This is a genomic window from Streptomyces sp. WAC 01529 (assembly GCF_003945545.1).
GTDB classification, from domain to species: Bacteria; Actinomycetota; Actinomycetes; order Streptomycetales; family Streptomycetaceae; genus Streptomyces; species Streptomyces anatolicus.
Genome location: NZ_CP029617.1, coordinates 2393027 through 2405134, shown reverse-complemented (window position 1 = coordinate 2405134; position 12108 = coordinate 2393027). Strand labels below are relative to the sequence as shown.

The following is a 12108-nucleotide window of genomic DNA, read 5'->3' as shown; positions in this document are numbered from 1 at the left end:
GTATGTGCCGAAGCATCAAGACGCTCCGTCCGCCCGCCATCCCCGAGGACGCCACCGAGGAGGAGATCCGGGCCGCCGCGCTTCAGTACGTGCGCAAGGTCTCCGGATTCCGGGCCCCCGCCGCGCACAACCGCGAGGTCTTCGAGCGTGCCGTCGACGCCGTCGCCGAGGCGACCGCGGAGCTGCTTGACCACCTTGAGGTGCGCGGGGCGCGCGCTTCCTGAGCGGACACGCGCCTCCTGAGCGGGCGCACGCTTCCTGAGCGGGGGCGAGCCAGAAGCGGGGTCGGCGGTCAGGCCGCCGTCGCCCTCGGCCGACGTACGAGATAGGCCGCTACCCCGCCCGCCCCGAACAGCGCGAGCAGCGACACCCCCGTGGCCAGCCAGGTCGCCCCGAGCCACTGGCCGCCGAGGTAGCCGAGCGCGACGCTGTAGCCCGCCCAGGCCAGGCCCGCCAGCGCCGACCACGGCAGGAACTCGCGCAGCTTGCGATGGGCCGCGCCCGCGCCGAGCGAGACGACCGAGCGGCCCGCCGGGGCGAAGCGCGCGATGACGACGAGGACGCCGCCGCCCCGGGCGAGCGCCGTGCCCAGCCGCTCCTGCGCGGTGGTCAGCCGACGGGAGCGGGCGATGGCGCGGTCGAGACGGTCGCCGCCGCGCCAGGCCAGACGGAACGCGGCCATGTCGCCGAGCACCGAGGCGGTGGCGGCGCACAGGGTCAGCAGCAGGATGTCCGGGACGTTGTGCGGCACGCGCCCCGTGCCCGCGGCGGCCGCCGCGGTGGCGGACATGATGACGAGGACGCCGCTCGGCAGGACCGGGACGAAGACGTCGAACAGGACGGACAGGGCCACGACCGCGTAGATCCATGGACTACCGGTCAGCGCCCCCACACTCTCAAGCACCGCAACTCCCCCGTGATTCCCCGATCGGCAGCGCGTTGCCGCGGTGTCGCGGGGTACGGCAGGGGCGGCCTGATGGACAGCTGTACAGCGTACGCCGCGCGCCCGGTCGTAGATCCACTGGGGGCGCATGTCTTCGTCACACCACGTTCACCCGGCTGCCGCCTCCGACGCGGCGTGCGTCCCCGGAGTCCCGTACGAACGAGGAGGCAGCACAAGGGGGCCATGGGACAGGAGCGGGCGATGGTGGCAGGGATGTGGGCCGGTGCCGTGGCGGCGGCGGTGCTCGCCGCGGGCGGTGGCGTGAGCGGTGACGGAGCGGATTGCCGCGAGGTGCGGGCGCGGGCGCGGTTCGCGCCGCCCACCGCCCTGATCCCCTCGGCGGCGGTGACGTACGACATGAGGCTCGTGCCCGCGAGTGCCTGGATCGAGGTCGAGCAGCGCGGTGACGAAGCCGGTACGACCGTCTCGTTGCGGGTCAAGGGGCTGAAGCCGGGGCACGCGTACGGCGCCCATGTGCACCGCAAGCCGTGCGGCGCGGACCCCGAGGCGGCCGGCGGCCACTACCAGCACCGCGTGGACCCCGTGCAGCCGTCGAAGAACCCGGCCTATCTCAACCCCAGGAACGAGGTGTGGCTGGACTTCACCGCCCGGGCGGGCGGCTCCGGGTCGGCGCGCGCGCACCACCGCTGGGGCTTCCGGCCGGGCGAGGCGGCCTCCGTGGTCCTGCACCGCGAACAGGGCGGCGCGGGCGACCGGATCGCGTGCTTCACGGTGCCGTTCGAGCCGCGGGGTTAGGCGGTGGGCGGGGGCGTGGTGGACGACGGCGCCCCCTTCCTCGTACCTCGTACGTACGAAGAAGGGGGCGCCGTCACGTCAGGAGCGGTCAGGCCGCGACCGGCGCGCGCTCCGAGGCCTTGTCGTCCTCGCCACTGCCCGCGCCGCGCCCGGCGAAGAGGCGGTCGAGGCCGAACGCGCCGGACCCGGTGAAGACGAGGAGCAGCAGCGCCCAGCAGAACATCGCCGAGGCCTCGCCGCCGTTCTCCATGGGCCACAGGGCCTCGGGCTGGTGGACCTTGAAGTAGGCGTAGGCCATCGAGCCGGAGGCGATGAACGCGGCGGCGCGGGTGCCGAGGCCGAGGAGGACCAGACCACCGCCGACGAGCTGGATCACGGCCGCGTACCAGCCGGGCCACGTGCCCGCGTCGATGGTGCTGCCGTCGCCGCCCGCGCCGCCGAGTACTCCGAAGAGCGAGGCGGCGCCGTGGCAGGCGAAGAGCAGGCCGACCACTATGCGGAACAGGCCGATGGCGTAGGGCTGGGCGCTGTTGAGACGTCCAGTCATGGTGGGGACTCCTTCGTCGGAGGGGACGGTCACCGAGCGGAGGCCCAAGATTAGGTGCACCTAATTAGTGCTTGCAAGTTCAACATTTGGCCGTTCGGATTCCGCTTCCGCCCCCGACGGCACTTCCGCGCCACCGGCGGCCATGCGCAGCGCGGCCCGCGCCACGGCGTCGGCGTCCGACAGCGTGACCGAGTCGACGCCCGGCCGCGCGCCCGCCGCCGTCACCCAGTGCACCCCTTCCGTGGGCACCCCGAACGCGAACCGCCGTGCGTGGAAACGACCTTGACGGTCGATCAGACGATACGGGCGCGGTGTTACGTCCACCCCTCCAGTTTCGTAACCGTCGACCACATGGGGGCGGCACCCTCCCGTTTCGAGGAGGCTCCGCAGCAGGTCGTCGTCGGTGCGGCGCACGTCCGGCTCGGGCAGCCGGGCCTCGATCAGTGTGGTGACGCGCACATCGGAGCCCGGCACATCCGGGGAGTGCGCGAGGAACGCCCCGCCGCCGGGGCGCACGGTCAGCCGCGGGCCGAGCACATCGAGGACGCCCGCCTCGATCAGCGCCGCCATCTCCTCGATGCGGCGGCGCGGCGGGCCGATCGAGAGGAAGGCGTTGAGGGGTGTGTACCAGCGGTCGAGGTGGGCGCGGCGCGAGGCGCCGGAGAGGCCGCCGTGGTCGACGATCCTGCGCAGCTCGTTGCGCAGGTCGCGCAGTACGTCGAGCGCGGCCTTCAGCGGGCCCGCGACGTTGCCGAGCGCGGCCTGGGCGGCGTCCTCGCGCAGATGGCCGAGCAGCCAGGCGCGGTGATGGCGGGGGGAGGTGAAGGCGCGGGCGGGGTGCGGCTGGGAGAGCCGGTCCCAGGACCAGCGCTCGGCTTCCGTGATGCCCGCCTCTTCGAGCAGCGCGGCCTCTTGGGGGCTCTGGTGGGGGGTGGCGAGAAAGCGGTCGCGGAAGGTGCGGAAGGTGTGGGGGGTGCGGGGGGTGTGGGGGGTGTGGGGCGGGGTGTCCGGTGCGCTGGTCGGGGGGATGTCCGCCGCAGTGGGGCCGCGCCGCGCGGCGAGCAGCGCCTCGTAATAGACCGTCTCCACCTCCTTCGCGACCAGTGGCCATATCTCGTCCAGGAAGTCGGGTGCGTCACCGCTGTCCGCGCGCTTGCGGAAGCGGGCTATGACGTCGTCGGTGAGGACCGCGGGCTCGTGCCGTCCGTAGGGGCCCTTCGCGTTGTCCCCGCGCGCCTGGTACGGGATGCCGCGCCGCGAGCCCGCGTACAGCCGCGGCTCGTGGCCCGAGGGCTCGTAGCGCAGGGTGCCGTCCGGGGTTCGCAGGTACCGGCCGCCGCGGCCGCTGCTCAACAGCGCCATGTGGTCGAAGAAGTTGAGGCCGAGGCCGCGCAGCAGTACGGGCTCGCCGGGGGCGATCGCGGAGAGGTCCAGGTCGGCCGGGTTGGCGGGCGGGAAGTGGCGCAGGCCGTGCAGTGCGGCGTGCTCGGACAGGCGCCGCTCCTCGTCGTCGGCGCGGGTCGGCAGGTGTCCCTGCGCCAGGATGACGGCCGAAAGCCCGGACAGTTCGAGGCCGTTGTCCAGTACGAGGCTCTGGAGGCCGTCCGCCGTCTCGTCGAGCCGCAGGGCGCGCGCCGCGTGGACCCGTACGCGGACGGAGCCGGGCGCCGCGCGCACCGTCTCGGCGAAGACCCACTCCAGATAGCGGCCGTAACAGGCGCGGGTCGGGTAGTCGTCGGGCCCGAGCCCCGGGGCGTGCCCTTCGGCCGCCCACTCGTACAGGCTCGGGCCCGGCCGTATCGGCCCCGAGCAGTCGACGCTCTCGTCGGTGAAGAGGGTCACCTGCGAGGCGACGGTGTTCATCAGCAGCTCGCCCGACTGCGCCGTCCGCCACACGCGGCCGGCGCCCGGCGGGGCGGGGTCGACGACATGCACCGTCAGCCGCGTCCGCGGGGCGAGGAGTTCACCCGCCGACGCGCAGAGCCGTTCGAACACGCTGGTACCGCGGGGGCCCGCGCCGACCAGGGCGAGGGCGGTCGCATCCGGCGCGGGCGGTCGCGACGCGGAGGGGCGCGGCGCGGGCAGAGAGGCGGACAAAAGCGTGACTCCCGGGGCATAGAGGACGCGGTCGAACGCTGGAAGCGGACGGTCCGCCTCATCATGCCGCCGGAACCCCTGATGCCGAACCCTGGGTGAAGGATCCATGTGCGGGTGTGGGGTGTGTCACGTGTGGAGGGAGGGGCGGGGGCCGCGACCGGCTGCCGCCCGAGCGATCCGCTTGCGCCGGGCATGGCGCCCGCCTGCGCCAGGCTCTGTGCCCGCCTGCGCCCGCCCCAAGCCCGCCTACGACAGCTTCCGTTCCTCCGTCGTCTCCAGGCGTACGCCGCCACCTCGTACCGCCCTCGCCTGGTCCAGGCGGAGGCAGGCCGAGCGGCCGTGCAGGGTGAGGGTCATGAGCTGGTTGCCGAACCAGGGGCCTCCCGTGCGGCGCCAGTCGATGCCCGCCTGGGTCAGCCCCGCGTGGCGTGCGAAGCGGCGGCCGAGGGAGCGGCCCACCCGGCTCCAGCCGAAGCGGAAGCCGAGCTTTATCGACGCGGGGATGGAGTTGTGGACGGGGGAGCAGGTCAGCTGGAGGACGCGGGCGGCGGGGGCGGTGTCGGCGGGCCATGCCGCCTCGGCGACGTAGGCGTGGTGGACGTCTCCGGAGAGCACGCACACCGTCGCCGGGGCGTGCGCACCCGTACCCGCCTCCGCGATCAGCGCGGTGAGCGCCTCGAACGACGCCGGGAAGGCCGACCAGTGCTCCAGGTCCGAACGTCTGCGCAGGTTCTCGCCGAAGCGGGCCCAGCGGGCGCCCCGCACGCCGCGGCAGAGCGCGGCGTTCCATCCCTCGGCGTCGTGGATGAGGTGCGGCAGGAGCCACGGCAGCGACGTACCGATGAGGAGATGATCGAAGCCACCCGCCCCGCCGGCACCCTTAGCTCCGTCAGCCTCACCGCCCCCCTGGCCCCCGCCCACCACCTGCTCGCGCAGCCACCGCGCCTCGCTCGGGTCGAGCATGGCGCGCTCCCCCTCCGTCAGGACGCGGGCCGCCCGGGTGTCGACCATCAGCAGGCGTACGCGCCCGAAGTCCCGCCGATAGCTCCAGCGCGTCGAGCCGGAGTCCGCGTCGGCCGCCGAGGCGAAGGCGCGCAGCGCGTCCGTGCCGTCGGGCGTGGCGCGCACGGAGGCGTAAAGGGCGTCGGTCTCCAGCTCCTCGGGCCGCAGATTGCCGAGGTGCTGATAGACCCAGTACGACATCAGGCCGCTCAGGACGCGCTCACGCCACCACGGCGTGGCCCGCATCTCGGCCACCCAGGACGCACTGGTGTTCCAATCGTCTATGACGTCGTGATCGTCGAAGATCATGCAGCTGGGCACGGTGGACAGCAGCCAGCGCACCTCTGGGTCGAGCCAGGACTCGTAATAGAGGTGGGTGTACTCCTCGTAGTCGGCGACCTGGGACCCCGGCGGCTCGCTGAGGTCCCTGCGCGCGGCGAGCCAGCGCTGGGTCGCCTTCGAGGTCTGGTCCGCGTACACCTGGTCGCCCAGGAGCAGCAGGACGTCCGGGCGGGCGGCGGCCGGGTCCGCGGCGACGCGGGCGGCCAGCGTGTCCAGGGCGTCCGGCCCCACGGGGTCGTCCTCGTCGTTGGGCGGCGCGGCCCAGCGGCAGGATCCGAAGGTGACGCGCAGCTCGTCGGCGCCGTCCTCGGCGGGCGGACGGATGGTGCTCGCCGGGAAGCGGGAGCCGGGCAGCGGCCAGACCGCGCTCCCCTCGCTCGCCGAACTCCCCTCGCTCCCGTCAGGCTCGCCCGCCGTCACCCCCAGCCGCACCTCGTACGCCGTCTCCGTGCCCGGCGTCAGCCCGGTGACCGGGATCAGGGCGTAGTGGTGCCCGGCGACCTGGAACGTGCGTGCCGAGCCGTGCGCGCCGTCCGCGCACCGCACCTCGGCGGCGCAGGGCCGGTCGGCCTCGACCCAGACGGTCGCCGTGGAGCCGTCGACGTACCTCAGCAGTGGACCGAGCAGCAGCCGTGCCACAGGTGATCACCCTCCTCCGTCGCCCCGTACGGTACGGAACGACGGAGGAGGGCGGGGCGGTTCCGGCACGCGTGTACGGCGCGCCGGTCCCCAGCAGCCGCGCGCCGATGCTCAGCAGCCGCTGAGCACCGAGGCCAGGGCGCTCTTCTCCGCGGAGTTCACCGTGAGCTTGTAGTGGTGCTTCACATCCACCCACATCCGGGCGTAGAAGCAGTGGTACGAGGCGGTGGGCGGCATCCACTCGGCGGGGTCCTGGTCGCCCTTGGCCTGGTTGACGTTGTCGGTGACGGCGATCAGCTGGGGCTGGGCGAGGTCGTTGGCGAAGCCCTGGCGCTGTGCGGTGGTCCAGCCGCTGGCGCCGGACCGCCAGGCCTCGGAGAGCGGCACGACGTGGTCGATGTCGACGTCGGACGCGGCGGTCCAAGTGCCGCCGTCGTAGGGGGAGTTCCACGTTCCGGAGACGGCGGCGCAACTGGCGTCCTGCTGGACGTTCGTGCCGTCGCGCTTGAGGACGACCTCGCGGGTGTTGCAGGCGCCGGACTGGGTGCTCCAGTGCGGGAACTTGTCGCGGCTGTAGCCGTCGGACGAGCCCTCGGCCTTGACGGTGAGTTCACCCAGATAGGTGCGGGCGGTGGCGGCGCTGACCGGGGCCGGGGGAGCGGCCTGGGCGGGGGTGCCGGTGGTGAGGACGGCCGCGCAGGCCAGCAGGGCGGTGGCGCCGATGGCGGCCGGGCGGCGTCGACGCGCGTAGACAGCAGTCATGTGAACTCCCTTGGAGTGGGGGGAAGTTGACCGGTGGGGCGGTCATGCTTGCGAGGCGGGGTTACCGGTGGGTGTGCGTCTGATGACAGGGTCGCGTCAATCAGGTGCGCAATTCAATAGTTCTGGCGAAGCGTCATGTGCATTGGGTGGGGCGGGAGTTGCGTTTGAGTGATCCAGGTCACTCCGCGGCGCTCCGGCGTGGGGCGAAAGGCCCTGGCGGCGGCCCGTGCGCCGTCCCGTACGATGGACGGCGCAGAAGGGGAGTAGCTCTTCGCCGGACCGTCGACATACTGCTCAGCTCGTCTGAGCCGGCGCCCGGAGGCAGGCCCCGTGGGGCAGGCCAGCGAGACCTTCGGCAAGCAGTGCAGGCGTACGCGTTCGCGTGCGTCCCGGCGTGCGCGTCCGCGCGCATGTCGGGACGTGGGCCCTCGTGTGCGTCCCGGCGCGCACACCCGTGTGCGCCGTGCGTGCGCTGCCGTGCCGAGGTGTCGTACGCGAAGCGGTGGAACACTCTCGGTGGGGCGGCCCCGACCGATTGAGGAACCCTTGATCAGCATCAGCGTGACGGCGCTCGTCTTCGGCGTCGTCTTCCTTGCCGAGCTGCCGGACAAGACGGCCCTGGCCGGACTGGTCCTCGGCACGCGCTACCGCGCCTCGTACGTCTTCGCCGGCGTCGCGGCCGCCTTCACCGTCCACGTCGTGCTCGCCGTCGCGGCGGGCAGCGTCCTGACCCTGCTGCCGCAGCAACTGGTCCACGCGCTGACGGGCGTCCTCTTCCTGGGCGGCGCCGCGATGCTGCTCCTGAAGGGCGGCGGCGAGGAGGAGGAGGAGGTCAAGCAGCCCGAGGACCAGAGCTTCTGGAAGGTCTCGGGGGCGGGCTTCATGCTCATCCTGGTCGCCGAGTTCGGCGATCTGACGCAGATCATGACGGCGAACATGGCCGCCCGCTACGACGACCCGCTCTCCGTCGGCCTCGGTGCCGTGCTCGCGCTGTGGGCCGTGGCCGGGCTCGGGATCGTCGGCGGGAAGGCGCTGATGAAGCGGGTTCCGCTGGCGCTCATCACGAAGATCGCGGCGCTGCTGATGCTGGGGCTCGGCGTGTGGAGCCTCTACGAGGCCATTGCCTGACGTCGGTCCTTTTTGCGGGGCTTGGCCGGGTTCGCGATGGGTCTGACCTGCGGCGTTGGCTTTTGCCGCCTTCGTTTTGTACCGTGCAGGAACAAAGTGGCTCCGCCCGTACTCCCTGACCGGCGGGCGGAGCCGCCTTGATCTTCCCGTCGCGGGTCCGTCCCGCGGGGATCTTCCCCTGCGCTCTGGAGTACGTCGATGACGGCCACGACCGCCGACCCTGTACTGACCGCCCGTGCCGTCCTGCTCGACATGGACGGCACGCTCGTCAACTCGGACGCCGTCGTCGAGCGCTGCTGGCGGCGCTGGGCCGACCGGCACGGGCTCGACTTCGACGAGGTCATCAAGGTCGTCCACGGACGCCAGGGGTACGCGTCCATGGCGGTGCTGCTGCCGGACCGGCCCATGGCGGAGAACCACGCGGAGAACCGCGAGATGCTCGCCGCGGAGACCGCCGACATGGAGGGCGTCGTCCCCGTTCCGGGCGCGCCCGCCTTCGTGGCCTCGCTGGCCGCGCTCCGGCTGCCGCACGCGCTCGTGACCTCCGCCGACGTGCCGCTCTCCACCGGGCGGATGGCCGCGGCCGGTCTCTCGCTGCCGGACGTGCGGGTGACCGCGGAGTCCGTCGGCGCGAGCAAGCCGGACCCCGAGGGGTTCCTCAAGGGGGCGGCGGCGCTCGGCTTCGACCCGGCGGACTGCCTGGTCTTCGAGGACTCGGAGGCGGGGATCCTCGCCGGCCGGGCGGCCGGCATGCGCGTGGTCGGCGTCGGGGCGCGGGCCGCCGCGCTGGGTCCGACCGTGCACGTCGACGATCTGACGCGGATACGGATCGAGGGCGCGGGGGACGGGGAGTTCCGGCTCACGTTCGGCTGAGACACGGCAGCCGGGAGGCTGGGCGCACCCCGCCGAGCCCCCTCGTACCGCCGAAGTACCCCGGCGCCCCGGCGCTCAGAACCCGTCTCGAAACCCTCGAAGCAGGTTCCGGGACGGGTTCTCAGATGCTGCCGGCCCGGCCTTCGTCGTCGCTGACAACTCCCCCCTCCGAGTCGGTCTCGCTGCTGCTGGTGTCCGCGGTCTCGACCTGCTGCTGCTTCTGCTGCTTGTCCTCATCAGAGCCGGTGACGGCCTTCTTTGCCTGGTCGGCCGCCTTGCCCAGTTCGTCCTCGATGCCCATGAGTGCTCCTTCGCGCGTGGGTGAGCAGGTACCACCAGGCTGATGCAGATGCCCCACTCCTGCACGGGCTCGGCACCTGGATTGGCCCAGGAGGTGACCGGCCATGCACCCCGTACGTCAGCTACTCGCACCCGGGTGCACATCGCACCGGCCCCACCCTCGGCAGTCGACTCGACAGCGACGTTCAAAGATGGGTTCTCAGCCGCGCCGCCGCAGCCGTGCCGCCGCGATCGCGCCGCAGACCACGCCGACCGCGAGCACGATCAAGCCCCTCACCCACACCTCACGCTCGATCTGGGTCGCGAGCGCGACGCAGGACGCCGCGCCGAGCAGCGGCACCACCGTCGGCGCCCGGAAGTGGTCCCGGGCGGCGGGCCGTGATGCGTTGTCGCGGCGCAGCACCAGGGCCGAGGTGTTGACGAGGAAGAAGACCACCAGCAGGAGCAGCACCAGCGTCGAGGCGAGCGTGGCCACGTCGCCGGTCAGCGCGAGCAGCAGGGACAGGGCCGTCGTGGCGGCGATCGAGGCCCACGGCGTGCGGCGCCCGGGCAGCACCTTCGTCAGGAACCCGGGCAGCAGGCCGTCCCGCGCCATGCCGTAGGCGAGGCGGGACGACATGATGCCGGTGAGCAGCGCGCCGTTGGCGACCGCCACCAGCGCGATGGCGCTGAACAGCTCCGTGGGAACGCCGCCCGCCTCGCGCACGACTTCCAGCAGCGGCCCGCTGGACCCGGCCAGCGTCGCGGTCGGCACGGCGGCCGCGGCGGCCGCCCCCACCAGCGCGTACACCGCGCCCGCGGTGACCAGCGCGCCGAAGAGCGCCCGCGGGTACGAGCGGCGCGGGTCCCGGGTCTCCTCGGCCACGTTCACCGACGTCTCGAACCCGACGAACGAGTAGTACGCGAGGACCGCCCCGCTCAGCACGGCGGCCGCGGGCCCGTGGCTCTCCGTACCCAGTTCCGTGAGCCTGCCCAGGTCGCCGTCGCCGCGCAGCACGATCCACAGGCCGAGCCCGATCACGATCAGCAGGCCGCTCACCTCGACGACCGTGGCGACGGCGTTGGCGCGCGTCGACTCCCTGATGCCGCGGGCGTTCAGCAGCGCGAGGGCGGCCAGGAAGACGATCACGACCAGTACGACCGGGAGCGTGACGAACTCGGTCAGGTAGTCACCGGCGAACCCGCGGGCCAGCGCGGCGACGGACACGATGCCCGCGGCGAGCATGCAGAACCCGGCGACGAACCCCGCGAAGGGGCCGTACGCCAGCGTCGTGTAGTGGGACGCGCCGCCCGCGCGCGGGTACTTGGTGACCAGTTCGGCGTACGAGGCGGCCGTGAGCAGCGCCAGGCACAGGGCCACGACCAGCGGCACCCATACGGCGCCTCCGGAGTCGGCGGCGACCTGGCCGACGAGGACGTACACGCCCGCGCCGAGCACGTCTCCGAGGATGAAGAAGTACAGGAGCGGGGTGGTCAGGGCCTTCTTGAGCGCGGTCGGGGCGGCGGAGGCGTCCGGCGTGGCGCGGGGTGTCTCGTGGGGTGGGGTGTCGCGGGGATCTTTCACGCAGAGCCGTATACCCGGTCCGCGCCTCCGACCACGGGACTTAAGGCTTACGGCTCATGGCTCGTGGCTCACGGTCCATGGCTCACGGCTCATGGTCCATGGCTCATGGCTCTTCGGTCTCCGACTCCAGGCTGCGACGCGTCCGGGGGCCGTACGCGCCCGGCGGGTCGGAGGTCAGGCCGCGGCCCCACTGGTAGCGGAGCACCGCGTGGGTGACCTCGCGGGTGTACGTGCCGTCCGCCTCGCCCGTGTACAGGTGGAGCTGGGCCAGGCGGCCCTGTAACTCGGCGACCTCCGGGCCCTTGTCGCCCTCGCTGAGGGTCGCGGCCCCGGTGGTCGGGCCGGGAGCCGGTCCGGGAGCCGGTCCACGGGACGACCGGGAGGGCTTCGGGCCCACCGAGCCCGTGGCGCGTGCCGTCGACGGAGGTGCCGACGAGGGTGAGGGCGGCGGCGCCGAGCGTGTGGGCGCCTCGTCTCGTGGGGCGAGGGAGGGGGTGCGGACGGGGGACGCGGACCGTTTCGCCGAGGGCGGGGCGGGCTTCGTCGGCTCCGCGCGGGCGGAGACCGGCGCCTGCGCCAGCGCCCGCTCCCGGACCGGCCGGTCGGCGGCGGAGGAGAAGAGCCCGCCCGCGAAGACGGCCCCGGCGACGAGGGCCCCCACGGCACCGATGGCGCCGCCGAGCATGAGGTAGGGGCGTTTGCGGGAGGGGCGGGGGGCCGGGGCGGTCGCGCCGACGGGGTCCGGGGCGGGGGTGCGGTCCTTGCCCGGCTCACCCACCGGCGCGGGACTCATTCCTGCCCCGCCGAACCCTCGTACGTCCACAGGGGCCGCCGGAGAAGAGGGCGCTGCCCCCTCCGCTCCCGTCGGGCCCCCGGCCGGAGCCCCCGCCTCGGGGTCCGGCAACGAGACGTAAGGGCGTATCCGCAGCGGATCGAAGTCCTCCGCGGCCGCCGCCTCCGCGGAGCGCGTCCGGAGGGCCGCGTCGGCCGCGCGGCGGGTGCAGCCGCAGGCCGGGGCCGTGCCCAGCGCCCGCCTCGCCCCGCACCGGGGGCACCGCTGCCCGTCCTGTCCGGTCATCGCCGCATCCCGCCCCTCCCGTGTCCCGCCCGCCCCGAGAACTCCCGCGATTATGCAGACCGGCGCTTCAACAGGCC

Annotated in this window: 12 protein-coding genes; 4 read left to right on the top strand and 8 right to left on the bottom strand. The window is 73.3% G+C overall.

What is annotated here, in order from left to right:
- The first annotated feature begins 2 nt into the window (after nucleotides 1-2).
- Complete coding sequence (locus tag DMA15_RS10785) at nucleotides 3-224, top strand: DUF2277 domain-containing protein (protein ID WP_125512560.1); 222 nt, start codon at nucleotides 3-5, stop codon at nucleotides 222-224.
- Nucleotides 225-292: 68 nt separating this feature from the next.
- On the opposite strand, the gene DMA15_RS10780 is transcribed toward DMA15_RS10785, so the two are convergent.
- Nucleotides 293-904 carry a VTT domain-containing protein gene (locus DMA15_RS10780; RefSeq protein ID WP_164551724.1) on the bottom strand — a complete coding sequence of 204 codons (612 nt, stop codon included), beginning with the start codon at nucleotides 902-904 and terminating at the stop codon, nucleotides 293-295.
- A 222-nt stretch (nucleotides 905-1126) separates the two neighbouring features.
- Between DMA15_RS10780 and DMA15_RS10775 the strand changes: the two genes are divergently transcribed.
- Nucleotides 1127-1699: a superoxide dismutase family protein gene (locus DMA15_RS10775; RefSeq protein WP_125512558.1), complete on the top strand. Its 573-nt coding sequence runs from the start codon at nucleotides 1127-1129 to the stop codon at nucleotides 1697-1699.
- Between the two features lie 88 nt (nucleotides 1700-1787).
- On the opposite strand, the gene DMA15_RS10770 is transcribed toward DMA15_RS10775, so the two are convergent.
- From DMA15_RS10770 to DMA15_RS10755, 4 genes are all read right to left on the bottom strand, one after another.
- Complete coding sequence (locus tag DMA15_RS10770; RefSeq protein ID WP_125512557.1) at nucleotides 1788-2246, bottom strand: DoxX family protein; 459 nt, start codon at nucleotides 2244-2246, stop codon at nucleotides 1788-1790.
- Between the two features lie 60 nt (nucleotides 2247-2306).
- Entirely contained in the window at nucleotides 2307-4331 is a 2025-nt protein-coding gene (locus DMA15_RS10765) for an FAD/NAD(P)-binding protein (RefSeq protein ID WP_240660195.1), read from the bottom strand.
- Nucleotides 4332-4589: 258 nt separating this feature from the next.
- Nucleotides 4590-6326, bottom strand: a complete 1737-nt coding sequence (locus DMA15_RS10760) for an alkaline phosphatase D family protein (RefSeq protein WP_125512555.1) — start codon at nucleotides 6324-6326, stop codon at nucleotides 4590-4592.
- A gap of 111 nt (nucleotides 6327-6437) precedes the next feature.
- The gene (locus DMA15_RS10755) at nucleotides 6438-7088 is read right to left on the bottom strand and encodes an HNH endonuclease family protein (protein ID WP_125512554.1); all 651 of its coding nucleotides are present in this window, start codon (nucleotides 7086-7088) and stop codon (nucleotides 6438-6440) included.
- A 546-nt stretch (nucleotides 7089-7634) separates the two neighbouring features.
- On the opposite strand from DMA15_RS10755, the gene DMA15_RS10750 reads away from it, so the two are divergent.
- Entirely contained in the window at nucleotides 7635-8216 is a 582-nt protein-coding gene (locus DMA15_RS10750) for a TMEM165/GDT1 family protein (protein ID WP_125512553.1), read from the top strand.
- Nucleotides 8217-8414: 198 nt separating this feature from the next.
- Nucleotides 8415-9089 carry an HAD family hydrolase gene (locus tag DMA15_RS10745; protein WP_125512552.1) on the top strand — a complete coding sequence of 225 codons (675 nt, stop codon included), beginning with the start codon at nucleotides 8415-8417 and terminating at the stop codon, nucleotides 9087-9089.
- A 121-nt stretch (nucleotides 9090-9210) separates the two neighbouring features.
- Here the strand turns inward: DMA15_RS10745 and DMA15_RS10740 are convergent, their stop codons facing one another.
- From DMA15_RS10740 to DMA15_RS10730, 3 genes are all read right to left on the bottom strand, one after another.
- On the bottom strand, nucleotides 9211-9390 hold the full coding sequence (locus DMA15_RS10740) for a hypothetical protein (RefSeq protein ID WP_125512551.1): 180 nt from the start codon (nucleotides 9388-9390) through the stop codon (nucleotides 9211-9213).
- A gap of 198 nt (nucleotides 9391-9588) precedes the next feature.
- Nucleotides 9589-10866, bottom strand: coding sequence for an APC family permease (locus DMA15_RS10735; protein WP_240660194.1), 1278 nt, complete (start codon nucleotides 10864-10866; stop codon nucleotides 9589-9591).
- Nucleotides 10867-11056: 190 nt separating this feature from the next.
- Nucleotides 11057-12031 (bottom strand): peptidoglycan-binding domain-containing protein, encoded by a 975-nt coding sequence (locus DMA15_RS10730; protein WP_125512549.1) that lies wholly within the window; start codon nucleotides 12029-12031, stop codon nucleotides 11057-11059.
- Nucleotides 12032-12108: the final 77 nt, after the last annotated feature.